Annotated in this window: 24 protein-coding genes and 2 pseudogenes; 13 read left to right on the top strand and 13 right to left on the bottom strand. The window is 61.6% G+C overall.

What is annotated here, in order from left to right; genetic code table 11:
* The 3 genes and pseudogenes from V5B39_RS15100 to V5B39_RS15110 form a co-directional block, all read right to left on the bottom strand.
* Positions 1-1300: pseudogene (locus tag V5B39_RS15100) on the bottom strand (site-specific DNA-methyltransferase); the annotation flags it as partial.
* A 17-nt stretch (positions 1301-1317) separates the two neighbouring features.
* Entirely contained in the window at positions 1318-4215 is a 2898-nt protein-coding gene (locus V5B39_RS15105; RefSeq protein WP_332343695.1) for an SNF2-related protein, read from the bottom strand.
* A gap of 142 nt (positions 4216-4357) precedes the next feature.
* Positions 4358-5122 (bottom strand): hypothetical protein, encoded by a 765-nt coding sequence (locus V5B39_RS15110; RefSeq protein WP_332343696.1) that lies wholly within the window; start codon positions 5120-5122, stop codon positions 4358-4360.
* Positions 5123-5641: 519 nt separating this feature from the next.
* On the opposite strand from V5B39_RS15110, the gene V5B39_RS15115 reads away from it, so the two are divergent.
* The 5 genes from V5B39_RS15115 (at position 5642) to ribD (ending at position 12205) form a co-directional block, all read left to right on the top strand.
* On the top strand, positions 5642-8203 hold the full coding sequence (locus V5B39_RS15115; protein ID WP_332343697.1) for a circularly permuted type 2 ATP-grasp protein: 2562 nt from the start codon (positions 5642-5644) through the stop codon (positions 8201-8203).
* Between the two features lie 5 nt (positions 8204-8208).
* Positions 8209-9228, top strand: a complete 1020-nt coding sequence (locus V5B39_RS15120) for a transglutaminase family protein (RefSeq protein ID WP_332343698.1) — start codon at positions 8209-8211, stop codon at positions 9226-9228.
* 132 nt (positions 9229-9360) lie between these two features.
* Positions 9361-10620, top strand: coding sequence for a serine hydroxymethyltransferase (gene glyA, locus V5B39_RS15125; protein ID WP_332343699.1), 1260 nt, complete (start codon positions 9361-9363; stop codon positions 10618-10620).
* Positions 10617-11099, top strand: a complete 483-nt coding sequence (gene nrdR / locus V5B39_RS15130) for a transcriptional regulator NrdR (protein ID WP_332343700.1) — start codon at positions 10617-10619, stop codon at positions 11097-11099. The genes glyA and nrdR overlap by 4 nt, the downstream gene beginning before the upstream one ends.
* Entirely contained in the window at positions 11099-12205 is a 1107-nt protein-coding gene (gene ribD / locus V5B39_RS15135) for a bifunctional diaminohydroxyphosphoribosylaminopyrimidine deaminase/5-amino-6-(5-phosphoribosylamino)uracil reductase RibD (protein ID WP_332343701.1), read from the top strand. Before nrdR ends, ribD begins: the two co-directional genes overlap by 1 nt.
* On the opposite strand, the gene V5B39_RS15140 is transcribed toward ribD, so the two are convergent.
* Genes V5B39_RS15140 through V5B39_RS15155 form a run of 4 tightly spaced genes read right to left on the bottom strand, consistent with a single transcriptional unit; the run spans position 12198 to position 16227 of the window.
* Entirely contained in the window at positions 12198-12950 is a 753-nt protein-coding gene (locus tag V5B39_RS15140) for a HesA/MoeB/ThiF family protein (RefSeq protein WP_332343702.1), read from the bottom strand. The two genes, ribD and V5B39_RS15140, sit on opposite strands and share 8 nt — an antisense overlap.
* Positions 12951-12960: 10 nt before the next feature.
* Positions 12961-13386, bottom strand: coding sequence for a hypothetical protein (locus V5B39_RS15145; RefSeq protein WP_332343703.1), 426 nt, complete (start codon positions 13384-13386; stop codon positions 12961-12963).
* 23 nt (positions 13387-13409) lie between these two features.
* The gene (locus V5B39_RS15150) at positions 13410-14822 is read right to left on the bottom strand and encodes a S41 family peptidase (protein ID WP_332343704.1); all 1413 of its coding nucleotides are present in this window, start codon (positions 14820-14822) and stop codon (positions 13410-13412) included.
* 22 nt (positions 14823-14844) lie between these two features.
* Complete coding sequence (locus V5B39_RS15155) at positions 14845-16227, bottom strand: murein hydrolase activator EnvC family protein (RefSeq protein WP_332343705.1); 1383 nt, start codon at positions 16225-16227, stop codon at positions 14845-14847.
* A 245-nt stretch (positions 16228-16472) separates the two neighbouring features.
* Here V5B39_RS15155 and V5B39_RS15160 point away from each other — a divergent pair, with 245 nt between their 5' ends.
* From V5B39_RS15160 to V5B39_RS15185, 6 genes are all read left to right on the top strand, one after another.
* Positions 16473-16781: an ArsR/SmtB family transcription factor gene (locus V5B39_RS15160; RefSeq protein ID WP_332343706.1), complete on the top strand. Its 309-nt coding sequence runs from the start codon at positions 16473-16475 to the stop codon at positions 16779-16781.
* A 93-nt stretch (positions 16782-16874) separates the two neighbouring features.
* Positions 16875-17294 (top strand): rhodanese-like domain-containing protein, encoded by a 420-nt coding sequence (locus V5B39_RS15165; protein ID WP_332343707.1) that lies wholly within the window; start codon positions 16875-16877, stop codon positions 17292-17294.
* Complete coding sequence (gene grxC / locus V5B39_RS15170) at positions 17291-17566, top strand: glutaredoxin 3 (RefSeq protein ID WP_332343708.1); 276 nt, start codon at positions 17291-17293, stop codon at positions 17564-17566. The genes V5B39_RS15165 and grxC overlap by 4 nt, the downstream gene beginning before the upstream one ends.
* A gap of 55 nt (positions 17567-17621) precedes the next feature.
* Positions 17622-18104: a protein-export chaperone SecB gene (secB, locus tag V5B39_RS15175; RefSeq protein ID WP_332343709.1), complete on the top strand. Its 483-nt coding sequence runs from the start codon at positions 17622-17624 to the stop codon at positions 18102-18104.
* Positions 18105-18113: 9 nt separating this feature from the next.
* Positions 18114-18548: an SH3 domain-containing protein gene (locus tag V5B39_RS15180; protein WP_332343710.1), complete on the top strand. Its 435-nt coding sequence runs from the start codon at positions 18114-18116 to the stop codon at positions 18546-18548.
* A gap of 221 nt (positions 18549-18769) precedes the next feature.
* Entirely contained in the window at positions 18770-19891 is a 1122-nt protein-coding gene (locus V5B39_RS15185) for an alkene reductase (protein ID WP_332343711.1), read from the top strand.
* Positions 19892-19921: 30 nt separating this feature from the next.
* Here the strand turns inward: V5B39_RS15185 and V5B39_RS15190 are convergent, their stop codons facing one another.
* The 5 genes from V5B39_RS15190 to V5B39_RS15210 form a co-directional block, all read right to left on the bottom strand.
* Complete coding sequence (locus V5B39_RS15190; RefSeq protein WP_332343712.1) at positions 19922-21376, bottom strand: ArnT family glycosyltransferase; 1455 nt, start codon at positions 21374-21376, stop codon at positions 19922-19924.
* A 34-nt stretch (positions 21377-21410) separates the two neighbouring features.
* The gene (locus V5B39_RS15195; protein ID WP_332343713.1) at positions 21411-22388 is read right to left on the bottom strand and encodes a glycosyltransferase family 2 protein; all 978 of its coding nucleotides are present in this window, start codon (positions 22386-22388) and stop codon (positions 21411-21413) included.
* A 140-nt stretch (positions 22389-22528) separates the two neighbouring features.
* Positions 22529-23302, bottom strand: coding sequence for a zf-TFIIB domain-containing protein (locus V5B39_RS15200; protein ID WP_332343714.1), 774 nt, complete (start codon positions 23300-23302; stop codon positions 22529-22531).
* A gap of 85 nt (positions 23303-23387) precedes the next feature.
* Complete coding sequence (locus V5B39_RS15205) at positions 23388-24788, bottom strand: PIG-L deacetylase family protein (protein ID WP_332343715.1); 1401 nt, start codon at positions 24786-24788, stop codon at positions 23388-23390.
* A gap of 47 nt (positions 24789-24835) precedes the next feature.
* Positions 24836-25732, bottom strand: a complete 897-nt coding sequence (locus V5B39_RS15210; protein ID WP_332343716.1) for a GNAT family N-acetyltransferase — start codon at positions 25730-25732, stop codon at positions 24836-24838.
* Between V5B39_RS15210 and V5B39_RS15215 the strand changes: the two genes are divergently transcribed.
* Both V5B39_RS15215 and V5B39_RS15220 read left to right on the top strand, forming a co-directional pair.
* Positions 25731-26225: a transposase gene (locus V5B39_RS15215; RefSeq protein ID WP_332343717.1), complete on the top strand. Its 495-nt coding sequence runs from the start codon at positions 25731-25733 to the stop codon at positions 26223-26225. The two genes, V5B39_RS15210 and V5B39_RS15215, sit on opposite strands and share 2 nt — an antisense overlap.
* Positions 26222-26671, top strand: a complete 450-nt coding sequence (locus tag V5B39_RS15220; protein ID WP_434735702.1) for a transposase — start codon at positions 26222-26224, stop codon at positions 26669-26671. The genes V5B39_RS15215 and V5B39_RS15220 overlap by 4 nt, the downstream gene beginning before the upstream one ends.
* Before the next feature lie 50 nt (positions 26672-26721).
* On the opposite strand, the pseudogene V5B39_RS22220 reads toward V5B39_RS15220, so the two are convergent.
* Positions 26722-26825: pseudogene (locus tag V5B39_RS22220) on the bottom strand (IS110 family transposase); the annotation flags it as partial.

Here is a 26825-nt window from a genome sequence, read left to right on the forward strand (position 1 = left end):
AGTGCGTCTCGACGACGAACTTCTTTTTCAGCCACAGCTTTTTCTGGAACTCTTCGAGCTGGGCAAGGAAGTCGATTAGCCGTTGCGAGAGCAGGCGAATGGCTTGCGCCTTTTCCAAGGCCTCCTTCATGGCCTTCATGCGGGCATCGGTGAGGCCTGCTTGCACATCGGCATCTTCGCCGCCCACGAAATCATCCAGTTTGAGGACTTCGTTCTTCAAGTAGAAGTCCAGCTCGCGCCGCAGGAAGCCGCCGAGGTCCTTATGGATAAAGTAATCCATGGTGTTGCTGGCGGTGTATTGGCCGACGTAACGCGCCAGCAGGAGCTGTTTCTTGTCCTTACCCTTACTCACCTCGCGGGCCAGCACCTCGTAATACTCGCCGGCCAGCGCGTTGCCGCCTTCGGTCAAGCCTTTCAGTGATTCGAGCACGGTCTGCACCAGTTGCTCGTTACGCTTGTCTTGCCACTTCGCTTTCTGGCCTGTCTTCTCCGGGTCGGTGCGGTAGTTGATGCGGATGACCAGTTCGTTGTCGTCCCACGCGAGAGGCGTTTCGGCGTCGAGGATGAAGTAACGCTCGTCCTTGTCGCTCGCCTTCACGTTGTTGTGGGCGCCCTCGGCGGCCTCGACGATGCGGAAATGGACTTTGAGCGCGATTTTTTTACCACTGGCGCCAGCGCCGACTTTTGCGGCTTCATCGTCGAACAGGCTGCGGCTGATGCCGCGTTCGTCCTTCTGCAAGGCCTTGCGGGGATCGAAGCTGAACTCGGCGAAGTTCTCGGTGGTCTTGATGTAATACTGATCCTTGTTGGCCCAGTGCAGCACGACTTCGGAGCCATCGTAGGGCACGGCATAGGTTTCGGCGCCGCCGGCCGCGCCCTTGCCGTAGCGACGCAGGGACATGAAATCGCCTTGATCGTAGTAGCGCGAGAAGAAGCGATGCAGATGGTCGTAAATCTCGGCATCCTCGCCGCCGGTCAGGCGGACGACTTCATAACGGGCACGCGCCTGCTGCACCTTGGGTGCCGCATCGGGATCGGGGGCGCCGAATTCGATGGCCTGCTGGCGTGCCGCCTCGTATTCCCTCTTGGCCTCTTCCTCGTGACGTGCGCCACGGTCGGCAAACACCTTGTCGATCAGCTGATCGAATTCGGTTTCGAGGAAGGCCTCTACCTGCCCGCGCTTGGCGTGCATGATGCGGTAAAGCCCGAAATCCAGATCGGGCTGATCGAGCTGGAACATCTCCCGCAGCAGGGTCAGCAGGCGCTGCTTTTTTTCGTTCGTCTTCTTGTCATCGGCCATGAGGCTTCTCGCTATGGTCAAACCACCCTGAATCGCAGGGTGAAGAGCTTATCGGATCCGGTGCGCTGCTGGATACGCTTTTCGAGCTGGTCGATCAGGGCGTCGCGGCGCTCGATGATCTCGTCCTCGACGGAGAAGATGTCCTGCCGTTGCCGCCGCTGCCGGCGTTCCAGCTCGCGCAGTTCGTTCTGGATGGCGGATTGCTCTTCGAGCGTGGCTGCCTTGCGGGCATCGCGTTTCAGCTGTGCGATGCGGGCCTTGGTCTCCCGCAGGCCTTCCTCGGCGGCCAGCAGCTTGTCGTCGGCCCATTTTTCGAGCTTTTCGCGCTCTTCGTTGAGGAGACGCTGGTTGGCTTCCAGCAGTTCGGCGATGCGGGCCTGTGCCAGCCGCTCGGCGTTGGCCGCCAGCACTGGCGGTGGGTTGCCGCTGGCCTGTGATGGCTTGCCGGCCGCCTGCACGGAAAACAGCTTTTCGCAGGTTTCCTGATCGAGCGTCTGGCCGTTGTCGAGCACGGCGGAAAACAACAGTGATTCGGAGGTGTCGAAGCCGGCGACGGTCAGGTGGTTGAGCGTCAGCCAGCCGCTCTTGCCGCGCAGCTGGTCGATGACGGAAATTCGCGTGGGGTTGCCGGCGTAGTCGAAGGTCAGCTCGGCAACCGGCGTTGCCGCCTTCCGTGCGCTGTCGAGCACCCATTCGCCCAGCGGATGATTGAGCCGGTAGGCATGGGCCAGCATGTCGGCCTGCTTGCCGCCGCGCACCAGCTGATAGCGGCCGACCGGCGCATCGGGAATCGGGGACCGCGCCAGCGAGAAGGCGTAGTTGGCCTCCTCGAAGCGGGTGCCGCATTGACTTTCGCGTTCAAGAATGTGGCGCGTTGTCCCCCAAAACCAGCGGCCGATCTTGTCGAGGCGGGCCTCGGCCTCGTCGAGTTGCAGGCGCAGGCGATCATGCACGTCTTCGTCGAAATGCTCGATCAGCTGCGTTTGCGTTTCGCGGAGACGGCTGCTGATGTCCTCTTCAAGCTCGGCCTGCAAGGCGGCAAAGGCGGCATCGATATCTTCCGGCTGTCGGCAGGTTTCGTAGATTTGCAGGATGCGGCGCTCGAAGTCGATGCCGCTCTCGATGCGGCCGAGCACTTCGTCCGATGCCCCGAAAACGCCGGAGAACAGGTTGAACTTCTCGGTGAGCAGTTCGAGCACGCGCTGGTCGGCTTGGTTACGGGTGTTGAGGAAGTTGATGACCACGACATCGTAGCGCTGGCCGTAGCGATGGCAGCGGCCGATGCGTTGCTCGATCCGCTGCGGGTTCCACGGCAGGTCGTAGTTGATGATGAGGGCGCAGAATTGCAAGTTGATGCCCTCGGCGCCGGCCTCGGTGGCGATCATGATGTCCGCCCCCTTGCCATCCGTCCGACGGAAATGGTCGATCAGGGCGGTGCGGCGATCCACCTGCGGCGATCCGGTGATTTGGTCGCCCCCCTTGTTGGCCTCCATCCATTCCTGATAGATGCGGGTCGAGTCGTCGCCCGTGTTCGTGCCGCTGAATGTTGCCAGCTTGCCGGCATACCCGTTGGCGGAGAGGAAGCGGGCAAGGTATTCCTGGGTGCGGCGCGATTCGGTGAAGATGATGGCCTTGCGTGGGGCATGCAGTTCGGCCATGTTGTCGAAGCCCAGTTCCAGCGCCGTCAGCAGTGCCTGTGCCTTGGTGTCGGTCTGGATGCGGTCGGCGGCCTCGATGAAAGACGTGATTTCGGCAATCTCGCGCCGCACGGCGGCGGGGTCTAGGGTGGTCGGTCCGTCGATGGCGTTGTCGCCGTCTCCCGCGTCTGCCGATTCTTCGAGGTAGTCGTCCTCGATCTCGTTTTCTTCGATCAGCTTTTCGAGAAGGCCGTCGTCGATGTCGCCTTGCCCGATCAACAGCTTTTCCAGCCGGTCGCGAATGGTCGTCAGCGTGGCGACGACGGCATGCGAACTCGATGCCAGCAGCTTGCGCAGGATCAGGGCCGTCAGATGGCGTTGGCGGCGCGGCAAGGCGTAGGAATCTTCCTTCGCCAGGAAGGCCGAGATGGCTTCGTAGAGGCCTTGCTCGTCATCGGTGGGATTGAATGGCTGCGTCAGTGCCTTGCGTTCGGTGTAGCGGACATATTCGAGGACCTGTTTGCGGAGCGTCCGCTTGGCAAAGGTCTGCAATCGGTCGCGCAAGGCCTTCAGCGATGCGCCGGCCGACATGAACTGTTTGCGGAAGGCCGCTTCATCGCCAAACAGATGCTCGTCGAGCAGCGTGGAGAGGCCATAAAGCTCCATCAGGGAGTTTTGCAGGGGCGTTGCTGTCAGCAGCAGTTTCTTGCGGCCGTCAAAGGCACGCCGTAGCGTCTGCCCGGTGCGGTTGTTGGCGCGATGGGCATTGCGGAGCTTGTGGGCCTCGTCGATCACCACCAAATCCCACGGGGTGGCCCGCATCTCCATTTCGAGCTTGGCGGCGAACTGGTAGGAGACGATGACGATTTGCTTGCCGGCCAGCCCTTCGAGTGTGGCGAGCGCCGAGCCGGCGCGGAGTTTGCGAAGGCTGACGGCATCGAGCACCGTTGCCCGCAGGGCGAACTTTTCCCACAGCTCCTGCGCCCATTGCTTGCGGAGACTGGCTGGGCAAACAACCAGCAGCCGGCGGCGACGTTCCGCCCAATACTGGCAGAGCACCAGCGCGGCTTCGATGGTTTTGCCGAGGCCGACCTCATCGGCCAGCAGCACGCCTTGCTGGATCGGGTTACGCAAGGCGAATAGCGCGGCATCGATCTGATGGGGATTCAAATCAACGCTGGCATCGAACAGGGATTGCGACAGACGATCAACGCCTTCGGCGTCGTGGCGCCGAGTCAGCTCATACGCGAAGTATTTGGCGTGGTAGGCGGAAATCACTCAATGCAGGTCGTTATTATTTTCATGCTGGCCGGCACGCAGCAAATCCGTTCACCATCGACCAGTCTCCCCAAAATAAGGATTATCTCCTGAGACGTGTCGGCAAACCAACAACACGATGACAAAACGCGATGTGCAACTTTCAATGAGGGTGTACTGACCTACCGGTTTTCAAAAGCTGGAGCCGGCCATGCCCATCGCAACCTTTCTGGTCGTCGTTTATTGCCATGTTTGCGAAGCCCTGCAAGCGGTCATTCCGGGAGGGAACCCGCGGCATCGAGGTTTTCCTCCCAAACGGTCGGATGCGGAAGCGCTGACGATGGCGTTCGTCGGCACGACCCTCGGTTACCGCAGCGACAAAGCCGTCTGGGAGGACTTCCGCCGGCATGAGGCCGCAGGGTTTCCCCATCTGGGCAATCGTTCGATTTTCACCCGACCACTGGCCAACCTCGGTCACGTCAAAGCCCTTCTGCATCGGCACTGGGCCAGCATGCTGGGGGCGCCCAAGGCGCCAGGGCATCTCGTGGACGGATTCCCCGTGCCCGTGTGCCATCCCAAGCGAGTGGGTCGCCAAACCAGCTTTCGGGGCAAGGCGGATGGGGGCAAAAGTTGCACATCGCGTCCAGTAGACTTTTTTGACGTGTCCAACGACCGGAACGGCCGCCCGCGCCTCGGCCGTCACCGCATCAGCGACCTGCCCGGCCCACCCCGTCAGAAGCTCTTGGCCCGTCTCCCAGAGGATTTCGGTCACGCGCCGCTCGGCTTCGTCGACACGCCGTAGTTCTCCCTGAGTATTTTCCATCAGATCCAGCCTCTCCAGCGCCTTGGCCAACCTCTTGGGCTGGGCGGCCAGGCGGGCCGCCAAGACTCTCGTATCCGAAGCTTCGTCGCAGGAAATGATGAGCATGGCTTCTCTCCGAGGATGGGAACGCTACTCTACCGCAGACTCCTCGCCAATCTGGCCAAGTCGATGACCATGATCAGAATAGGGACTCGTCCAACACTTTCGTTCGCACCCGTGGAACGTGATTCAGTCAGAGTAATTTTGCCCATTCCAAGATCCCATTTAGAATTAAACGGTTATCGGTGATACTGGATATCCCTGCCTGGGGATGAGTCTGGCATTTCGCCGACCCCGAGCGAGCTACAGCGCCTTCTCCACCCCATCGATCGCATAGGAGCTTCCAGGATGACGCTCACCGCCAAACAGATGCGTACCCTGCCTGGGCCTTGATCACCGTGTCATGCCAGAGGTGGCTAACCGCGTCCTTCGCTTTCGCCCCAGCAGCGAAAAAATCATGCCTGCAGTGCGCAGTTTCGCAAGAGGCTCCGCCCGCACCAGTCAATACCGGCTTCCCGTTTACGTTAGACTTGCGGCGATCCTGAAACTACCTGGCGCAGGAGCAAACACTCCTGCGCTTTTTTGATGCCGCAATCCCTGCTTGCCAATTACCAGAAGAAAACCGACCGTTTCGACGAAATGCTCGCCGAGGACGGCAGCGTTCGCCCTGCGTGGCAATCGTTTCTTGCCCACCTCGATGCCGCAACCCCCGAGCAGATGCGCCACCGGGTCGATTATGTGCGCCGGCGCATTCTCGAAAATGGCGTCACCTATAACGTCTATGCTGACCCGAAGGGCGCCGACCGGCCATGGGAACTCGATCCGCTGCCGTTGATCCTGTCACCCGGCGAGTGGCAGGAACTGGCCAGCGCCGTGACGCAGCGCGCGCGCCTGCTCAACGCCGTGCTCAAGGATCTGTATGGTCCGCAGGAGCTGCTCAAGGACGGCAGCTTGCCGCCGGCGCTGGTCTTTGGCCACAACAATTTTCTCTGGCCATGCCAGGGGGTCAGACCACCCGGTGATACCTACCTGCATCTTTGCGCCGTTGACCTCGCACGCTCGCCCGACGGTCGCTGGTGGGTGATTGCCGATCGCACGCAGGCACCCTCGGGTGCGGGTTATGCACTTGAAAACCGGACCATCGTTGGCCGTGTTTTCCCCGAACAGTTCCGCGACCTGCATGTCCAGCATCTCGCTTCGTTTTTCCGCCAACTCCAGGACAGTCTGGCCTACTGGGCAGCCCCAGCCAGCGAGGCGCCGTTGATCGTGCTCCTGACACCGGGGCCCTACAACGAAACCTACTTCGAACACACCTATCTGGCGCGCTATCTCGGTTTTCCGCTGGTCGAGGGACATGATCTGACGGTACGCGGCGACTGCGTCTACCTCCGGACACTCAGCGGCTTGCGCCGCGTGCATGCGATTCTGCGCCGACTCGACGATGACTACTGCGATCCGCTTGAATTGCGCGGCACTTCGGCACTCGGTGTGCCAGGGCTCTTGCAGGCCGTACGGGCCGGCAAGGTGTTGATTGCCAACGCCCTCGGCAGCGGCCTGCTCGAATCCGCAGCGCTACCGGGATTTCTGCCAGGCGCCTGCGAAAAGCTGCTGGGCGAGCCGCTGGCCATGCCCTCGGTGGCTACCTGGTGGTGCGGCGAGCAGGCGGCACTCGAGTTCACCATCGAGCACCTCGACGAACTGGTGATCAAGGGATCGTATCCCTCACAGCGTTTCGATCCGGTCTTTGGCAACGAACTGATCGGCAGCCCGCGCGAAGAAATGATCGCCCGCCTGAAGACCCGGCCACAGGCCTATGTCGCCCAGGAACTGGTCAATTTCTCCGAGGCCCCAACCTGGAGTACCCACCATGACCGGCATCTGCTGCCGCGCGGCGTCGGCCTGCGCGTCTTTGTCGCCGCCACCCCGGGCGGCTACGTGGTGATGCCGGGAGGCCTGACGCGTGTCTCAGCGGCTTCCAATGCGCGGGTCATCTCGATGCAGCGCGGCGGATCGAGCAAGGACACCTGGGTATTGACCGACCAGGCGGTCAATACCTTCAGCCTGCTCAAGCACTCGGTCGGCAAAGCCGACCTGGTACGCGGCGGTCGCAACCTGTCGTCGCGAGTAGTCGAGAACCTGTATTGGTTCGGCCGTTACGCCGAACGAACCGACAAGACCTCGCGCCTCCTGCGCGTCGCGCTGTCACGTCTGGTCGATACCGGCGCCGAGATCCTGCCGGCCCTGACCTCGGCTTTCGACCTTTGTCGTGCCCTGCAGCTGTTACCGCCCGTCAGCGAAGCCGAGACGGGCAGCGCGACCAAGGTCGGCACGCCACCACCCGAGCTGTCACTCGAATCGCAACTGCTTGCCGCGGTTTGTGGCACCGAATCAAGCGAGGGTCTGGCCGGCGACATTCGCCGCCTGCTCTGGGTGGCCACGCAGGTACGCGAGCGTTTCTCACTTGATAACTGGCATGCGATCAATCGCCTGCAACAGCAGTTGCAACGCTACGGCAAGACCGTGGCCGAGGTCGGCCAGCCCGAACTCAGCGAGGTGCTGGCCTTCCTCGACCAGGTTCTGCTCGTCTCCTCCTCACTGGCCGGCTTTGCGATGGACAACATGACCCGTGACGACGGTTGGCGTTTTCTGATCATCGGCAGGCGGATCGAAAGACTCGTTTTTCTCGCCAACGCCGTCGCGCAATTCCTGCTTCTGGACTCGACGCGCGCTGCCGGCAGCCTCGAATGGCTGCTCGAACTGACCGACAGCATCATCACCTACCGTTCGCGCTACATGACCCAGCCACAGGTCCTGCCGACCCTCGACCTGATCGTTTTCGACGAAGGCAACCCGCATTCAGTGGCCTTTCAACTGCAAATCCTCATCCGTTACCTCGACAACCTGACGCGCCTGCTCGGCGGTCCGCATGACCGGGCGCTGCGCCAGGAGCTGGCGCGCCTGCAGGGTTTCGACCTCGGGCGTTTCGAGGGGCAAAGCTTCAGCGACTGTCGTACCTGCGATCCCTGCCTCGCGCTGGCAGCGATCCTTGGCGAGGTTTCACTCGCCGCGGCAACGCTTTCGGATCGCCTGGCAATGCGCTATTTCAGTCATGTCGGCGACGTCAGCCGGCCCACCCTCACCTCGTGATCGCCGTGAACCCGAACGCTGCCCGCTATCACATCGTTCACGAAACGATCTACCGTTACGAAAGCCCGGTATCGCTGTCGCGCCAGCTCCTGCATCTGACCCCACGCGATTGCACCTGGCAACGCTGCCTGGCGCATCAGATCAGTGTGAATCCGGAAGTGACTGCTGCGCGCGAGCGCCACGATTGCTTCGGCAATCCGGTACGGGAACTGGCGATCGAATTTCCGCACGACACCCTCAACGTCCGCGCCGAGAGCACCATCGAGGTACTTTCACACTTGCCGCTCGAGGCACTGGCTGCCCTGATGGGGAAAGCGACCACGAATGCTGGCCAAACCAGACCTCCGCAACCGGCATCGCCCCGCTACCTGCGCGCTTCGCCGGCATGGGAAACGGTGCGTGACGCACTTGCCTACGGTTCTCGTCCCGTCCTGCTCGACGCCAGCCGTTTCCAGTTCGAATCGCCCTATGTGCGCGTCAAGCGCGAGTTTGCCACTTATGCCAGACCCTGCTTCACCCCCGGCCGGCCCGTACTGGAAGCGGTGCAGGCGCTGATGAGCCGCATCTACAACGAGTTCGAGTTCGACCCCGAGGCAACGACCGTCGCCACCCCGGTTCTTGAGGTGCTGGCCGAAAAGCGCGGCGTCTGCCAGGACTTCGCGCACCTGATGCTGTCCTGCCTGCGTTCGCAGGGCCTCGCCGCACGTTACGTCAGCGGCTACCTGCTCACCCATCCGCCGCCGGGGAAGCCGCGCATGGTCGGCGCCGACGCCTCGCACGCCTGGGTTTCGGTGTATTGTCCGGGCCTCGAAGGCGGGCGCTGGGTGGACTTCGACCCGACCAACAACCTGTTGCCCGACACGCAGCACATCACGCTCGCCTGGGGGCGCGATTTTGCCGACGTCTCCCCGCTGCGCGGCGTCATTCTCGGTGGTGACGCGCACGAACTCGACGTCGCCGTCACCGTCACCCCGGTCAGCGAAACCTGCGCTGATGTGGCTGCCTTGAGTGCCGGCCGGCCATAGGATCAGCAGGCATGCCCAGACCAGCCGGTCGTCGAGGTCAGCGCAGTCCGGCCCCCCGATGCTTCCCGGCCAAATCCGGGAACCGCCACGCGTGCTACAATTCAAGCCTTTTCAAGGCTTGAGAGGCGCATCATGTTTTCCGACAAAGACACCCTGGCGAAAGTGGATTCCGAGATCTGGAGGGTCATCGAGAACGAAAATCAGCGTCAGGAAGAGCATATCGAGCTGATCGCTTCCGAAAACTATGTGAGCCACGCGGTGATGGCCGCGCAGGGTTCGCAACTGACCAACAAGTATGCCGAGGGCTATCCCGGCAAGCGCTATTACGGCGGCTGCGAGCATGTCGACGTTGCCGAGCAACTGGCCATCGACCGCCTCAAGAAACTGTTTGCTGCCGAGGCCGCCAACGTTCAGGCCAATTCCGGGTCGCAGGCCAACCAGGCGGTGCTGATGGCCTTTGCCAAACCGGGCGATACCATCATGGGAATGAGTCTGGCCGAAGGCGGCCATCTCACCCACGGCATGCCGCTCAACATGTCCGGCAAGTGGTTCAAGGTCGTGGCCTATGGTCTCGACCGGAACGAAGCGATCGACTACGCGAAGATGGAAGCGCTGGCGCGCGAGCACAAGCCGCGCATCCTGATCGCCGGCGCATCGGCGTACTCGCTGCGTATCGACTTTGAGCGTTTTGCCAACGTTGCCAGGGAAATCGGCGCGATCTTCATGGTCGACATGGCGCACTACGCGGGCCTGATCGCGGCCGGTTGTTATCCCAACCCGGTACCCTACGCCGATGTCGTGACCTCGACGACGCACAAGACGCTGCGCGGCCCGCGCGGCGGCGTCATCCTGATGAAGGCCGAGCATGAAAAGGCCATCAATTCGGCGATTTTCCCCGGTCTGCAGGGTGGCCCCCTGATGCACGTGATCGCTGCCAAGGCGGTCGCTTTCAAGGAGGCCCTGACGCCGGCCTTCCGTCGTTACCAGGAGCAGGTGGTCGCCAACGCCCGCGTACTGTCCAGGGTGTTGGCCGATGAACGGGGACTGCGCATCGTCTCGGGTCGAACCGAATCGCATGTCTTTCTGGTCGATCTGCGCGCCAAGAACATCACCGGCAAGGAAGCCGAGGCAGTGCTCGGCGCCGCACACATGACGGTCAACAAGAATGCCATCCCGAACGATCCGCAGAAGCCCTTCGTGACCTCGGGTATCCGCCTCGGTTCGCCGGCGATGACCACGCGCGGTTTCACCGAAATCGAATCCGAGCAGGTTGCCCACCTGATCGCCGATGTGCTCGATGCGCCCACCGACGCCGAGGTGCTGGCGCGCGTGCGCAACGATGTTTCGAAGCTGTGCCGGAAATTCCCGGTCTATGGTGGCTCGGCGAGATGAAATGCCCGTTCTGCGGCGCTGACGAAACTGCCGTCGCCGATACCCGGATCAACGACGACGGCGACATCGTGCGGCGGCGGCGGCGTTGTCTGACCTGCGACAAGCGCTTCACGACTTATGAGCGGGCCGGTTTGCGCCTGCCGCAAGTCATCAAGAAGAACGGCTCGCGGGTGGATTTCGACCGCGAAAAGCTTGCCGCCAGTCTCTGGCTGGCGCTGCGCAAGCGACCGGTCAGCGTCGATGCCGTCGAGGCGGCGATTGCCCGCATCGAGGAAAAACTGCTGGCGCTGGGCGAGCGTGAACTGGCCTCGGAGAAGCTGGGTGAAATGGTCATGCGCGAGTTGAAGAAACTCGACAAGGTGGCCTACGTCCGCTTCGCTTCGGTGTATCGGAATTTCGAGGACGTAGACGAGTTCTCCAAGGTCATTCGCGAAGTTTCCCCGGAAGAGCCGCATCCCACGCAGCCACTCGGCCGTTGATGGCGCCGGCGTTCAGCGCGGCGGATCACCGATTCATGGCGCTTGCGCTTCGCCTTGCCGAGCGCGGCCTGTACACCACGACACCCAACCCGCGCGTCGGCTGTGTCATCGTCAACGCTGGCCAGATTGTCGGTGAAGGCTGGCATGTGCGAGCCGGGACGGAGCATGCCGAAGTTCACGCCTTGCAGGCCGCTGGCGAGAAAGCGCGCGGGGCGACCGCGTATGTCACCCTCGAACCCTGCAGTCACCATGGCCGAACGCCCCCCTGCGTTGCGGCGCTGCTCGCTGCCGGAGTGACCAGGGTGGTCGCCGCGCTGCAGGACCCCAATCCGCTGGTCGCCGGACAGGGACTGGCCAGCCTGCGCGCGGCCGGACTGCTGGCCGAATGTGGCTTGCTGGCTACCGAGGCGCACGAGATCAATATCGGTTTCGTCGCACGCATGACACGTTCCCGGCCATGGCTGCGGCTGAAGCTGGCGGCCAGCCTCGATGGCAAGACGGCGCTGCAGAATGGTGCCAGCCAGTGGCTGACCGGCCCGGCGGCACGGCAGGATGGCCATCGCTGGCGAGCGCGTGCCTGCGCGATCTTGACCGGTATCGGCACGATCCGTCACGACAATCCGCAACTCAACGTGCGCGGGCTGGACAACCTGGCCGGGGCATGGCGTCAACCCTTGAAAGTCATCGTCGATAGCCGCCTCGAACTGCCGCTCGACGCCAGAGTGCTCGACGATGGCACGGTTCTGGTCGCCGCTGCTGTCGATGCGCCGGCCAGGACCGCCGCTTTGCGACAACACGGCGCCGAGGTCGTTGTTTTGCCCGGGCCCGATGGACAGGTGGATCTGCCGGCCCTGCTCAACGAACTCGCCCGGCGTGGCATCAACGAAGTCCATGCCGAGGCCGGTTTCGGACTCAGCGGCTCGCTGCTGCGTGCGGGTCTGGTCGATGAACTGCTGCTCTATCTCGCGCCCTGTCTGATCGGTGATGTGGCACGCGGCATGTTCGACCTGCCGGCGCTCGAGTCGCTGGCCACTCGGCGCAATCTCGCGATTCGTGACGTCCGTTCGCTGGGTTCCGATCTGCGCCTGCTCGCCCGCTTCAGTTGAGCCCGGCGCATACCGGACACTCCGGGTCCCGTCCGAACCGGATACTGCGCCACTCCATCGACAGGCCATCGAGCAGCCAAAGCCGACCAAGCACCACCTCGCCGCATCCGGCGATCAGCTTGAGGGCTTCGGCTGCCTGCATGGTGCCGATGATGCCGGTGAGCGGTGCGAATACCCCCATCGTCGCGCAGCGTTCCTCCTCCACCTCCCCGGTTTCGGGAAACAGACAATGGTAGCAGGGAGTGCGATCGCGACCGCTATCGAATACCGCAAGCTGTCCGGCGAAGCGGATCGCCGCACCGGAAACCAGCGCCTTACGGTGCCTGACGCACGCCCGGTTGACCGCGTGTCGGGTGGCAAAGTTGTCGCAGCAATCGAGAACCACGTCTGCATCGGCGACCAGTTCCTGCAGCGCTGCACCGGCCAGGCGGGTGGTGATCGCCTCGACTACCACGTCGGGATTGACGCCCTGTAACGCGGCCTGTCCGGAGAGGGCCTTGGACTGACCGATCCGCTCCTGCGCATGGAGAATCTGGCGCTGCAGGTTGGTGAGGTCCACCGTATCGCCATCGGCAAGAATGATTCGCCCAATGCCGGCCGCCGCGAGGTAAATCGCGGCCGGCGAACCCAGACCTCCGGCACCGACGATCAGCACTTTCGCATCGAGTATCCGCTGCTGCCCTTCGACGCCGATCTCCTCAAGCAGGATATGCCGGCTGTAGCGCAGCAACTGTCCGTCGTCCATCGGGCAGGCCTTACTTGTATTCGCGCCACTCCGGCGGGGTATCGTCGTGATCGCCGTGCGGATGACGTTCCCAGGCGTGGGTGTAGGCTTCCGACTGCGAGCGTTTGAGCGGCCGCTCGGGGGTTTCAAGGTTGTGTAGTTGCGTTTCCTCGACGTAGTAGATCAGTGCCCGCATCATCTTGCTCATCAGCGTGTTGTCGAGATGGTAGCCCTGGTCTTCGAGGGTGCCTTCGAGTTCCTGCAGGCAGTGGCGGCGGAGATCGTAGGCAACGCCGAGTGCACGCTGCTGTTCACGCCGTTCAACTTCCAGGTCCTCCAGCCTGCCGAGAAAGTCGCTGGCTTCGGGTACCTGTCCTGGCGGGAACTTGGCAAACAGGATATTCCGTTGTTTACGGATCGCTGTCGCCTTGTGCGCGGTCGCTTCTGGTCGTTTCACTTTCTCCACTCCGCAAGACGGGTTCACCGCTGGCTCTGCATGATCTGCATCCCCTTGAGAAGATTCAGCGCCTGATTCAACTGATAGTCCTTTTTCGAAGCAATTTCACGGCTTGGAAGCTCGGAGGACTCGTCGGGCTCGTCTTTCGTCGCGCCGCTTCTGGTCTTGATCGGTGCCGCCTTGGTGGGGGGCTTGGCGGGAGTCTCCTTGGTCGCCGGGACAGCTTCCTTGTTGTTGTCGAGGTGATGATCGAGGTTGGCTTCCCGCAAACGCTCGGTCGAACTGCCGTTGGCGCTCTCCTCGACGACGATGTCCGGCACGATGCCTTTGGCCTGGATTGAACGGCCCGACGGGGTGAAGTAGCGAGCGGTCGTCAGCTTGATCGCGGTGTTCCCGGGCAATGGCAGGACGGTTTGCACGGAGCCTTTGCCAAAGGTCGTGGTGCCCAGAATGATCGCGCGTTTGTGGTCCTGCAGCGCACCGGCGACGATTTCGGAAGCCGAAGCAGAGCCACTATTGACCAGCACCACCATCGGTACTTTGCGCGCCTCGGACGGCAGTGCCTTCAGGTAATCTTCGCGGCTGCCGCGCAGATAGTCTGCTGGTGAGGCGACAAAGCGGTGCTTGGCATCGGGGGTGCGTCCATCGGTCGAGGTCACCAGGATATCCGAAGGCAGGAAGGCCGCCGAGACGCCGACCGCGCTGTTGAGCAACCCCCCTGGATCATTGCGCAGATCGAGTACCAGGCCCTTGAGCGGACCCGGTTTGAACAGATCGACCAGATGCTTGACCACGGCAGCACCGGTATTCTCCTGGAAAGAGGTGATGCGCAGATAACCATAGCCTCCCTCGAGGAGTTTCGACTTGACGCTCTGTACCTTGATCACTTCGCGTACCAGCGTGATGTCCAGCGGTTTGGCCTCACCCTTGCGGATGATCGACAGCCTGATCTGGGATTTCGGCTTGCCACGCATGCGCTTGACGGCTTCGCTCAGGGTCAGGCCCTTGACCAAGGTGTCGTCGATCTTGAAAATCAGGTCGCCGGGTTTCACACCGGCGCGATAGGCAGGGGTGTCCTCGATCGGCGAAATCACCTTGACCAGACCGTCTTCCATGCCCACTTCGATGCCGATGCCGCCGAACTCGCCTTGTGTGCCGACCTGCAGATCCTTGAAGGCGTCGGCGTCCAGGTAACTCGAGTGCGGATCGAGGTTGGAAAGCATGCCACTGATGGCATGCGTAATCAGCTTCTTGTCGTCCACCGGCTCGACATAGCCGGTCTTGATGGCATTGAACACCTCGGCAAACGTACGCAGTTCCTCAACAGGCAGACTGGCGCGCATCTCCTTGTCGGCGATGGCTGAAAACTGCAGGCTGATCAGGACGCCACCCACGACCCCGGCACAAACCAGCCCGGCCTGTTTCAACTTACCCATTTGTCTCACTCCAGTCTGCACCTCATTTCGGGCCAACCCAAACCAGTGGATCGAGCGGTTTCCCTTGGTGACGAAGCTCAAAGTATAAACCGGATTCAGGATTCCCACCGCTGTTGCCCACCGTGGCGATCGCTTCGCCGCTGTGCACCTCGTCGCCGACCTGTTTGCGCAGCGAATCGTTGTTGGCATAGATCGACAGATAACCACCGCCATGGTCAATGATCAGCAAATTGCCAAAGCCGCGCATCCACTCGGCGAAAACCACCCGCCCGCCGGCAATGCTCCGGACCTCGCTGCCGGCGCTGGCAAGGATGAACAGGCCTTTCCAGGTGCTGCCCTCCTGTCGCGGGGTGCCAAATCGATTGCTGATCGAGCCGCGCGTCGGCAGCCGCAGTTGCCCTTTCATTCTGGCAATCTGATCGGCGACCGGCGGTGGATTCTCTGCGCGGACCTCCGGTGCTGTTGCGCCGCCTGCAGGTTCTTCCACTGCGGGAGGCCCGGCACGTGCTGTCCTCTCCGGGTCGGCAGGCAGTGTTCGCAACAGCTTCTCCTGGGGCGTCCCCTGCCGCGGCAACTCGCGCCGATGCGCTGCCCGTAGCGCCTCCCGGCGAAGAACCTCCCGCGCTTCGGCTGCCCTGGCGGCGATGATCTTTGACAGTCGGTCGACGAGTTCTGTCAGACGCTTTTCATCGCGTTGCAGATTGCCGATCTCGCGTCGCTGTACTGCGATCTGCGTCGATATCTGGTCAAGCATCGCCTGGCGCTGCTGGCGCTGGGCAAGCAGTCTGGCATGTTCTTCCTTCTGCCGGGCCTCGCTGGCGGATAATAGCGCGCTCTGCTGGCGTGTCTCGGAAACGATCGCCTGCTTGCGCTGCAGGGTAGCCTCGACTTCGCGCAGGATCTGTCCGCGCGCCCGGCCAATGGCCTCAAGATAATGGAGATCGCGAGCCAGTTGATTGGGGTCGTCACCGTTGAGAAACAGTCGCAAGGGGTCCGGGGTGCCACGCAGGTATTGCCGGTAGAGCAGCTTTTCCAGTTGTGCCTGTTGTGTGCTCAGTGTCCTTTCGAGTTCGCGCGACTGGCTACCGAGATCCTGTAACCTGGCCTGCAGCTTGTCGATCTGGATCGTCACCCCATGCAGTTCGCGCTGGGTGGACGAAATGGCCCGTTCGGTATCCTGCAACTGGTCGATGGCATCTCGGCGCGATCCTTCGGCGCTGGCCATTTCCTTGCGCAGCGTATCGATCTGGGAACGCAGCGATTTCAGGTCGTCCTGACGTTCAGCGACTTCGCTCAGCGACACTGCGGCCGTCTCCCGGACGTTCTGGCTGCTGGCGGTCCTGCCGAACGCCAGCAGCGCAAACAGGATCAGCAGTCCGACGAGCAGCCCACGCCAGGAAGGCATTGCGATCCGCCCGGCATCGGCCGCGACGACGGTCGACCTTGTTTCGCCGCGAGCGATGGTGCAGGAGGGAAAAGAATGCTTTCTCGTCAATGAGCGGCACATGCCTTGCTGAAACCTGGGCTGGTTTGCAAAAACCTGCCAGGGGTGATTTTCGTCACGCTGCCCAGGATTGGCGGTGTTCTCCTGCAGTCAGGGTTTTGCTCTATAATGGCCGATTATATGATAATTGAAGAGTCGGTCATATCGTGCCTATCCGGACCAGTATCATCGACAAGCAGGAACATATCGAGCAAGCGGCACGTGCGCTGAAGTCGATATCACATCCATTGCGCCTCAAGATACTGTGCGTGATTGGCGATCAGGATGTTTGTGTGCAAGAGATCGTCGAAGCGGTAGGCACTTCGCAAAGCAACATTTCCCAGCACCTTGCCATCCTTCGCGAAAAGGGCGTTCTGCTCGCGCGCAAGGACGCCAATCGGGTTTACTATCGTGTCGGTGACGCCCGCACGCTGCAGTTGATTGGCATGATGCGCGAGGTTTTTTGCGGAGATTGAGGCACAAGTCGCGTCAGCGACGCACGCCCATGCTTGTCCTGCCACGTTTGGCTGGTTTCTTCTGTTTGGACCTGTCAGTTTCTGGAGTTTCAGTTGGAATTCATTCAACAGAACATTTTGCTGGTAACCGTTGCCGTGGTCAGTGGCGCGATGCTGCTGGCGCTTTCGGTGCGTCGTCCCGGAAGCGCCAACTCACTCACGCCGACGCAGGCCACCCTGCTGATCAACCGCGAGAATGCGCAGCTGATCGACATTCGCGAGCCCAATGAGTACGTTTCCGGGCACCTCTGCGACTCGCGCAATATTCCTTCGGAATCACTCGCAGAACGTGCCGGCGAGCTGGCGCAGTTCAAGGACACACCGGTGATCCTGGTCTGCCAGTCCGGCGCCCGTTCTTCATCTGCCTGCTCGACACTGGCCAAGCTCGGTTTCTCCAAGGTGCACTCGCTCGAGGGGGGTACGGTGGCGTGGGTCGAGGCCGGTCTGCCGCTCAAGAAGGGAATTCGCAAATGACCGCCAGGCCGCGTGTGCTGATGTACTCGACCGCCGTTTGTCCCTACTGCATTCGCGCTGAACAACTGTTGCGTGCCCGTGGCGTCGTGGATATCGAGAAAGTGCGTATCGATCTCGATCCCGAGCGCCGTGCCGAAATGCTTGAAAGGACCGCCCGGCGCACCGTCCCACAGATTTACATCGGCGATACGCATGTCGGAGGTTCCGACGAACTGATTGCGCTCGACCGTGCGGGCAAATTGATGCCCTTACTCGCGGGTGAAGGCATCTGACACCCACTTCCCGAGCCTTACCCACCACTCTCACAACAAAGGTTAGAGAATCATCATGAGCGAACAGGAAACCCCCGCGCAAGATAACCCCGTCTTTGCGATAGAAAAGCTTTACATCAAGGATTTGTCGGTCGAAGTACCCCACGCCCCACAGATTTTTCTCGAGCGAGAATCTCCCAAGGTCAGCATCCAGTTGCAGACCAATGCGCAAGGGATTGGTGAGGGCGTCTTCGAAGTGACCTTGACGACCACCGTGACCTCCAAGATCGAAGAGAAGACGGTTTTTCTTGTCGAGGTGGGTCAGGCCGGCATCTTCCGCATCCAGAACGTTCCCAACGAGAACATGGAACCCCTGCTGTCGATTGCTTGCCCCAACATTCTCTTCCCCTACGCTCGCGAAGTCGTTTCCGATGCCGTGATCCGTGCCGGTTTCCCGCCGGTCCTGTTGCAGCCGGTCAATTTCGAGGCTCTGTACATGTCTCGTCTGCAGCAACAGGAAGCGGCGAAGGATGCAGCGAGCGCCGCTACCATCCAGTAAGGACCGTTGATGAAGCGGCTGCTGGGCTTTCTGCTGGGCGCAGGACTTGCCGTGCCGGCGTTGGCAATTGAATATCGCACCGTCAACATTGCGACGGTGCTCTACGATGCGCCATCGCTAAGAGGCAGTAAGCTTTTCGTGATCAGGCGGGGCACGCCGGTCGAGTTGGTGGTCAATCTCGAGGGATGGTCGAAAGTACGCGATGCCGACGGCGGGTTGGCGTGGATCGAGGCGGCGGCTCTCGTCAAGCGGCGTTCGGTCATCGTCACGGTTGCGCGCGCCCAGGTCCGGCAAAACGCTGACGAGGCCGCGGCCCTCGTCTTCGAAGCGGAAAAGAACGTTTCCCTGGAGTATCTTGAAACTTCTCCCGGCGGCTGGGTCAAGGTGCGCCATCGCGAGGGACAGGCAGGCTTTGTCCGCGCCAACCAGATCTGGGGTTTCTGAAGCACTGCCATCATTGTTGCAGGACACGTTGCAAAGTCCGCGCCCCGGCGTCACCTGGTCACCTCCAATGCACGCCGCCGCAGTCATCTCTCCGAAATTTCGGGGCACCATGATTCTCCTGCGCAATGCTTCTTCGAAGCTCCCGCGCCTGGCAGAGGATCGATTAAATGGCACGAATTTTGCTTCATGCCATCCAGGCCCCCATTGGAGGTACATTAACCATGTCCAGGAAATTATTTTCTTGCTATTCGCTCGCCAGCCTGGCGCTGCCGAACCGTATCGTGATGGCGCCGATGAATCGCAATCGCGCCACAGACGCACAGCTTGCGGCGTCCGCAATGACTGCCAAGTATTACGCACAGCGGGCCTCGGCGGGCCTGATCATCGCCGAGGGAACGCCGGTGTCGCCGCAGGCGCGCGGTTGCGCCTGTACGCCGGGGATTTACAGCCCCGCCCAGATCGCTGGCTGGCGACAAGTCACCACCGCGGTGCATGGCCAGGGTGGGCGTATCTACCTGCAGCTCTGGCATGTCGGACGCGTTGGTCATTGCAGCTTGCGTGCCGATGCTTCGCCACCCGTAGGCCCAAGTACGATCGCTCTGCACAACGACCGGGTGCCGGTCCTCGATGGCAGCAAGGAGCCGGTGCTGCAGCCCTGCGATCCGCCGCGTGCACTGCGTACCGAGGAAGTCAGGGCAATCGTCATGGACTTTGCCCGTGCTGCACGAAACGCGATGGCGGCAGGCTTCGACGGCGTCGAGATCCATGCAGCGAACGGTTATCTGTTCGATCAGTTCCGCTGCCCTTATCTGAACGACCGTGCCGACGCCTATGGCGGCGCCACTCACAAACGTTGGCGATTTCTCCTGGAAACCACGGCCGCGGTCGCCGAAACCATCGGCAGCGAGCGCGTCGGGGTTCGCATCTCGCCGCTGGGGACAGCGCACGAAATGCAACCGGACCCGGCGCCATTGTTCACCTATGGTTATCTGGCCTGTCAGCTGGACCAGCTGGGTATCCGCTATCTGCACGTCTATGACCAGTCGGGGAACTGGATACACGATCCGCAGAGCGATCTGCTCCAGCACCTGCGCGCCTGCTATTCCGGAACGATGATCCTCTGTGGCGGCTTTGACCGCGAGCGGGCAGAAGCTGCGCTACGAAACGACTGTGGCGACCTGATCGCTTTTGGCAAACACTTCATCGCCAACCCTGACCTCGTCGAACGTTTGCGCATCGGTGCGCCGTTGGCGCACTGGAACGCGTCGACGATTTACAAGGGGGGCGCACAAGGCTACATTGATTACCCGACACTGCAGGAGAAAGCGCACAGCGAACACTGATGCCCGGTGCGGTAGTCCGCCGGACAGCCATCAATCGCCAATCACCAGGACGGTGTCGCCCTTGCGATTCGCGAACCGACTCAGCACCTGCTTGTGTTGCTGCACCATCCAGCGTTGCAGCGCGGCGTCTCCGGGCTTGTCGATGAGTACGAAATAGCGAAAGTTCTGTGCCTGCTCGGCACTCATCGCCTGTTCGCGATCGAACGGCATGTAGGGATAGCCCCTGCCAGCGTAATAGGCGAGTCGTGAGTCCTCATAGAATATCTTGTCTGCAGGATGGGTGTGTTGCGCCAGCCAGGCGCCGGCTTCGAGGTAGTGCGTTTTCTTTGGGCCGAACGAGACGACGTTCTGCAACATCACCAACAGGGACAGGATAACGAGGATTTTCGCAAGGCGTGGGAAGTTCCTGGCAAAAGACACCACGAACAGGGTCAGCAACGGAACGACCAGCAGATTCAGAAAGCTGACGTAACGTGAGTTAATGAATCGCTCCTGTACGAAGAAAATCAGCAACAGACCAAAATAAATGAGCCAGGCCCAGGCCATCGGCCTGAGCCTGTGCCAGAATTCACCGACGCCACGCCAGCCGGGACGATACAGCAGGGGCAGGGCGAAAGGCCCGCAAAGCGCGACAAACTTGCTGATCAAAGTAAGCAACAAACCGAAAAAGACGATGCGCCGGGCATCATCTGCAGAGTACTTCGCCAGCGCCACTTCGGCAAACTTGCTGGCCATCAGATTGAAGCGCTCCAGGAAATTCTGCGGACTGACCAGAGACAGGACGTAGTCGACGCGTTCCTGCGAAAGCGCATGCCCGGAAAGCAGCCAGATCACCGCAAAAAGCAGTCCGGCCAGCGGCAGGAGATTGATCTGCAGCAGCCGTATCCAGGCCAGGCGTGTTTTCAGATCGGCCAGCAGGCAAAGCACCAGCGCCGGATAAAGGAGAACTGCCTCGATGCGAAACAGCACCGCGGCAACGATGGCCAGTTGCAGTAGCAGCGCGCGCAACCAGCCGGCACGCTCCAGCCAGCGCAGAGCCAGCCACAGTGCCAGGGTACAGAAAAACCAGAATCCAAACTCCCGGATGATGTCGTAGCGCAACTGGTTGAAGGCAGGGATCGACAATACCACCAGGCAGGCCCAATAGCCGCTGCCGATCACGAAGCGTTGTGTGATTGCTACCAGCAGGGTGCAGGTCCCCGCCATCAGAAAAGCGCACCACAGGTAGGCCGCGAGTTCCAGCGAAATGCCAAAGAGCCGCTGCGTCGCCGCCAGCAATAGTGAAAACCAGGGCCAGCTGAACAGCTCGAACGCCACTCGCGGGCCTTGCTCGACAATCTGCTGGCTGACGTACAGGTAACGCGCCGCATCCTTGGCCAGGGTCACCGTGCCGGCAACGGCAAGCAGCGAAAGCAGCAAGCTGCCGAGAAACGCGAGTTGCACGGGTGAAACCCGTCGTGGCAGCGCTGTCACCACATCAGCCATCAACCAGCTCCTCAATAACCACATCAAGGCATCCTCACAGCCCTGCCAGCAAGCGAATCACCTTGCGCAGGTGGCGCCCACGCAAAGCCTGCCAGGGACTCAGGCGAAAGGCATCACGGTAATAGCGCCTGGCCGTCGAGCGCTCGCCAGCCAGCAGGGCGGTACGAAACAAGGACAGATAGCGCTGCGCCTGATAGCGTCGGCGCAGCGATTGACATTCGGGAGGCAGCCCTGCAAAGACCTCCGAGACCATCACGCGAGCGCGCTCTTCTTCACCATCGCGCCGATGCCGCAGGCTGTCCGGATGTTTGTGGATGCGCGCCAGCGGTTCACAGGTGACGGTGACCGGGGCGCTGACCAGGAGATGCGCAAAAACCGCAACGTCTTCACCGCCGCGCAGATTCTCCGGGTAGGGTCTTTGCAAGAGCAGATCGCGGCGAAACAGCGAACAGCCATGCGAAATCGACACGCGCTTTTCGAGCAAGTAGCGTTTGGCCAGTTGACGGGCTGAAGCAAGCGGCACCGGCTTCGGCAGGCGCAGGCGCTCGCGACCATCCGGGTAAACCGAAACCTGCGCGCCGAGCAGCATACCCGCGGTCGGATGTTTTTCCAGCAACGTGCGCAGACACGCCAGCGCGCCCGGCAGCAACTCGTCGTCAGCGTCGAGCAGCAGCGCATAACGGCCGCGCGCCGCGCGAATCCCGTGATTGCGTGCCGCTGCAGCACCGGCATTGACCTGATCGAGGAGCTGCAACTGCGGGTAGCGAGCGGCATGACTTGCCAGGACTTCGTTGGTTGCATCGGTCGAGCCGTCATCGACAACGATCAGTTCGACATCAGCGGCCATCTGCACCAACACCGAAGCGAGCGCTCGCGGTAACAGATGCGCGTAGTTATAGGTCGGAATGATGACACTGATCAGCGTTTCACCGGCCTGGGTCAGGGGACTGGAATCTTGTTCAGGCGAGAGCTTGTCCTCTTCGATACGACCGGATTGGTTTGTTGCAGGCAAGATCTGCCACCTCACTGATGGGGAAACCGACCGAACATTGCCGGTGGCGACCCCGGCATTTTCCGCGATCTGCGTCGAGATGCAAGCCTGCGCGCGTTTTCGAGAAACAGAAGCATGTTTGATGGCGAGGAGCCACGTGCTTACTCCTTGAGAAACAGCCACACGCCCTCAATGCCGTTAAGCACGAGATCCACGACGTCGGGTTCCAAGCGGTCCTTGCGCTCCTGCCGCTTCGCCCGTGATCTGGCACGCTCGTTGGCGATCAGCGCATCGGCGAAGGCCTGCGGGTCAAGGCTTGCCTGCCGACTCGCTTTTTTGCCGAAGTCATCGAGCGCTTTCTGCACGGCGTCGGGGTCGAGAATGACGATCGGCGAATGGCAGTGATTGCAGACCGGGTCGTGACGAATGTCGACCGGCGCGCCGCAGCCAGAGCAGTGAATGGTCTGCACCTGGCGCGCGAGTTGCTGGATTTCAGCGCCGTTGAGCTGACGAACGAAGCCCTTTTCGATCATGAATGCGGCAAAACCGGTGTAACGGCCGTGCCGTTGCGGGCAACGGTGGTAGGCAAAACGGCCGGCGCGTGTGCTGTCGAGGCAGGCCAGCAGCGACTCCTGGCAGCGTGGGCAGTGCAGCGGCTGGCGCCAGGGCTGGCGCGAGTCAGCGTGCTGGTGCAGCAGCCGGAACAGTTCGAGGACCCCGGCTGGCGCCAGTTGCGCACTTTCATATTCGTCGAACCAGATGCCCTGGCAGGCGAAACAGAGGTCCAGAGTGAGCTCGCCGCCGAGCTGGCGCTGAAATCGATGAACTGCCATCGCTGCCTGACAGCTCGGACATCGCGCAGCATTGGTCGGAGCTGCGGGAGATGCCTCGTAGTTGAGCGCAAAGCGTTGAGAATGATTCACTGCGGTGGCCATGCCATTCCTTCGTCACTCCTGCAGGGAAATTCTGGCGAATGGTAATCGATGAGCTGTCTCGGAAGTTACCCGGCGCCTTCGGCACTCAGGCGTCGAAGCGACGTACCCAGAACAGTTCATGGCGGCGGACAGCCTTGCGAAAGAATTCGTTTTCGCCAGTGGGCGGCCAGGAACGGCCCGTGAGCATTTGCTGAATGCGCCGGCGCAGACGTTTCTTGACCGGCAGGCGGCCCTGCAGGTCGTGCTGCATGGCCAATGCCATGGCCTTGTCGAGTTGCACCGCTTCGCTCAGCGTCGGGCTCCAGAGCGCATCGGCGGGCAACGGTATGAGTGCCGGCGGCAGGGCGATGCCACAACCGGCCGGCCCCATGGGCCAGCGGTCGTTGTCGTGCAGGTGATTGGCGTAGAGCAGGGCGATTTCCGGTTGCCAACTCGCCAGTTTGGCCGCCAGATCAATCGCCAGGGTGGTCGCGTAGTGATCGGGATGCGGGTCGAGCTGTGGGTGCGGCGTGATGACGATTTCCGGACGGAAGCGTTCAAGCAGAGCAACCAAGTCGCCGAGCAGGTTCTTTCCCGAAGGCTGGCCATCGGCATCGGCGGGCAGTGCCAGTGGATTGTGGCGACGCGCGCTGCGGATGTCGGACTCGCCCGATGCGCGGGAAGCAAAGGTCTCTGCGGGATCGTTGAGCATCGCCGACAGTTGCAGGCAGTAGTAACCGAGCTGCACGCAGCGCTGTTGCGAAACGTTGCCCCAGAGCGGCACGGCGATGCTGTCCCAACTGCGCAAGCGGCCTTTCAGCCGCGCCGCCTGCACGGCATCGAGGTCGAAACGCTGGTATGCCTCGGCCTCGACTTCGCCCTGCGTCAGCGTCACGATGAGCACTTCGGACGCCCGGCTGTAGACGCCGAACGCTGCCAGCTCGGCGTCGTCAGGGTGCGGCGCGAGCACCATGACGCGTCGCTGTGCGTAGTCCGGGTTGTCCAGCGTGTACAGCGTCGCGGTCGCCGGCAGACGGCAGTGCCGCCCCTGGATCAGCAGCTCGCTGCGGGCAAGCACTGCCGCCTGCCCCGAGACATTCAGATAGCGCCGGCCCGTGACGCCGCGCTCGAAATCCTGCCGGTCATCGCCGAGCAGGATCTGCGGATCAAACCAACGGCCGAGTCCGCTGCTGCGCAGCTCGACTTCAAGGATCAAGGTCTCGCCAGCCGCCAGCGGCTCGCTCAACTGCACGCGGCCATCGCGCAGCGACACCTGCTGCCTGGGAGTATCGGGTGGGAACCGGTACTGGTAGTCATCGTGCGGCGAATAGAAAAGATGGTCGGCCAGCCAGGCCTCGTGCACGACCCAGCCGAGCAGCAGCAGGCCGGGCAGCAGCCACCAGGCGACGAAAACGCCGAGTGCGACGAGCAGAAGTGCGGCCAAGAGCATCAGATAGCGCTTCTGTCGGCGGTAGCGCGAAAGTAATTGGGGTTTGCGTGAAAGCATGGCTGGCCTCGGGGAGGAATTCGCTGGCATCGCGGAGGACACGTTGTCTAGATTTGATAGGCTGGCACACGATGACACCAGCGATCCTTGTATTCACGATCGGCGCGACCAAAGGAATAGCGCAAGGGCTTGCCGCGCGCGCGCGCATCCTGCCAGGCGGCTTGCGTGTTGACGAAGCTGAGGACGCTGCCAGGGCTGAACTCGCTGCATTGCGGATCGACACCACCGTTGATGTATTCGAGCGAAATCCATTGTGGGGCTTCAACGCGGTAGAGAATCTGGATGGCGATCGGCTGCGCGTTGCGCAACAGGACCGCACCGGTCATGAATTCGCGCAGCAGCGCAAAGACTTGGCTCAAGTGCGCCGCGCCGCGGGCGGCAAAGCCCCAGCGGCGCTCGAACAAATCGGCGTAGATGGCAGCCTGCTCGGACGGCGAGAAATCGAGCATCGAACGAACGCTGCCCCCCGCTTCCTCGAGCAGCCGCCATTCGCGGCGCTGGTTGTAGCGGAACTTCTTGCCGTAGTCTTCTGGTGGGCGCGCCAGCGCCAAGCCCTGCGGCTGCGGCCGTAGCGTGCTGATGCGCGCGGCGTTCAGTTCGGAGACGTAGGGCACCCGCAAACGCACGGGTACAGAGGCCTCGGCGGCGATCGGCAGAATGATTTCGGCATTGCCGAGATCGAACAGGCCGCGTTGGCCGTGCTTTTTGAGCACCACCTTGGACAGCGCCAGATAAGATCCCCAGCAGGGAATCGCTGCGAGCAGCCGATCGCCAGCAAACCAGCCAAGATAACGCACCGGTATTGCCGCCAGCCCCGCCAACCGCTCGACGACGAGCGGATGCGTGGCGACGCTGCCGCCGTACTGTTGCCAGGCTTGCGCGTAGCTCGCCGCATCGATCGGCGTCCAGCCACGCTCGCGCCAGGCGCGCAACAGCGTCAACATGCGTCTCTGCCTGCGGCAGCGTGCGGTGCATGCACGGCGACCAGGCGGGTCACGTGCCAGAACTCCGTGCTGCACGCCTCCTGCTCCTGCCCCATCTTCCGACCGATCCCCCAACGACGCTTCAAAACAAGAATGTACCGCTTTTTGTCATGCTCTGGCTGCCCGCAAGCATGACTGCCTGACCAACTTTCTGAAGGATCTCGGCATCGACTTGGTAACCAAGGTCAGAAAAAACATGAAGCCTGTTGCCCTCAATCCCTTCGACCAAACGATGCTACGACAGCGATCCCTCGTCGAAACCGTCATCGACGAACTGAAAAATCTCTGTCAGATCGAGCACACCCGCCATCACTCGCCCATTCATTTCGCCGTCAATCTGCTGACCGGCCTCATCGCCTATGGCCTGATGCCCAACCAGCCCAAATGGTCGCTACAGGACGTCCGTCGGCTTTCTCTGTCTCCCGAACTTACCCCGAAACTAACGCGTGGTTGAACGAGCGGATCGCCGAGATCGACGACGATCTGACGCAGCGCTTGCGCACCTCCGATCTCTGGCGGGCCGAGGACGATCTGCTGCGCAGCCTCCCCGGGGAAAGCCCGGTGACCAGTCGGACCGCCTTGGCGGAATGCCCGGAACTGGGACACCTCAACCGTCGCGAAATCGCCAAGCTGGCCGGCGTCGCTCCTTTGGCGAACGACAGTGGCAAGCGACACGGGAAGCGATTCATTTGGGGTGGCCGGGCCGATCTGCGGGCCGTGTTGTACATGGCCACCATCACGGCGATGCGCTGTAATCCGGTTATCCAGGCTTTCGCTCAACGCCTCCAGCAGGCCGGGAAGCTCGCCAAAGTCGTCATCGTCACCTGCATGCAAAAGTTGCTGACCATCATGAATGCGGTGTTGAAGACTCGTACCCGGTGGGATCCAGAAATTGCTTGACTTGGAACACAGTTGCTCCCCCACGAGGGGGAGAGCAACTGTGTTCCCGGTCAAGCATTTTTAGAGACATTTTGATGTTCTGGATTCCACGGAATACCCGATTTGACGATGGCGTTCATAATCGTCAGCATCTTGTGCATGCAAGCGACCAAGG

Origin of the sequence: Accumulibacter sp., from assembly GCF_036625275.1 — a bacterium.
In the GTDB taxonomy this organism is placed as follows: domain Bacteria; phylum Pseudomonadota; class Gammaproteobacteria; order Burkholderiales; family Rhodocyclaceae; genus Accumulibacter.

What these genes read in the sequence shown, in the direction of transcription:
- V5B39_RS15110 (WP_332343696.1), bottom strand. Translation starts at nt 5,122, where the DNA reads ATGCTCATCATTTCCTGCGACGAAGCTTCGGATACGAGAGTCTTGGCG.
- V5B39_RS15115 (WP_332343697.1), top strand. Translation starts at nt 5,642, where the DNA reads ATGCCGCAATCCCTGCTTGCCAATTACCAGAAGAAAACCGACCGTTTC.
- glyA (WP_332343699.1), top strand. Translation starts at nt 9,361, where the DNA reads ATGTTTTCCGACAAAGACACCCTGGCGAAAGTGGATTCCGAGATCTGG.
- nrdR (WP_332343700.1), top strand. Translation starts at nt 10,617, where the DNA reads ATGAAATGCCCGTTCTGCGGCGCTGACGAAACTGCCGTCGCCGATACC.
- ribD (WP_332343701.1), top strand. Translation starts at nt 11,099, where the DNA reads ATGGCGCCGGCGTTCAGCGCGGCGGATCACCGATTCATGGCGCTTGCG.
- V5B39_RS15140 (WP_332343702.1), bottom strand. Translation starts at nt 12,950, where the DNA reads ATGGACGACGGACAGTTGCTGCGCTACAGCCGGCATATCCTGCTTGAG.
- V5B39_RS15150 (WP_332343704.1), bottom strand. Translation starts at nt 14,822, where the DNA reads ATGGGTAAGTTGAAACAGGCCGGGCTGGTTTGTGCCGGGGTCGTGGGT.
- V5B39_RS15155 (WP_332343705.1), bottom strand. Translation starts at nt 16,227, where the DNA reads ATGCCTTCCTGGCGTGGGCTGCTCGTCGGACTGCTGATCCTGTTTGCG.
- grxC (WP_332343708.1), top strand. Translation starts at nt 17,291, where the DNA reads ATGACCGCCAGGCCGCGTGTGCTGATGTACTCGACCGCCGTTTGTCCC.
- secB (WP_332343709.1), top strand. Translation starts at nt 17,622, where the DNA reads ATGAGCGAACAGGAAACCCCCGCGCAAGATAACCCCGTCTTTGCGATA.
- V5B39_RS15180 (WP_332343710.1), top strand. Translation starts at nt 18,114, where the DNA reads ATGAAGCGGCTGCTGGGCTTTCTGCTGGGCGCAGGACTTGCCGTGCCG.
- V5B39_RS15185 (WP_332343711.1), top strand. Translation starts at nt 18,770, where the DNA reads ATGTCCAGGAAATTATTTTCTTGCTATTCGCTCGCCAGCCTGGCGCTG.
- V5B39_RS15190 (WP_332343712.1), bottom strand. Translation starts at nt 21,376, where the DNA reads ATGGCTGATGTGGTGACAGCGCTGCCACGACGGGTTTCACCCGTGCAA.
- V5B39_RS15200 (WP_332343714.1), bottom strand. Translation starts at nt 23,302, where the DNA reads ATGGCCACCGCAGTGAATCATTCTCAACGCTTTGCGCTCAACTACGAG.
- V5B39_RS15205 (WP_332343715.1), bottom strand. Translation starts at nt 24,788, where the DNA reads ATGCTTTCACGCAAACCCCAATTACTTTCGCGCTACCGCCGACAGAAG.
- V5B39_RS15215 (WP_332343717.1), top strand. Translation starts at nt 25,731, where the DNA reads ATGCGTCTCTGCCTGCGGCAGCGTGCGGTGCATGCACGGCGACCAGGC.
- V5B39_RS15210 (WP_332343716.1), bottom strand. Translation starts at nt 25,732, where the DNA reads ATGTTGACGCTGTTGCGCGCCTGGCGCGAGCGTGGCTGGACGCCGATC.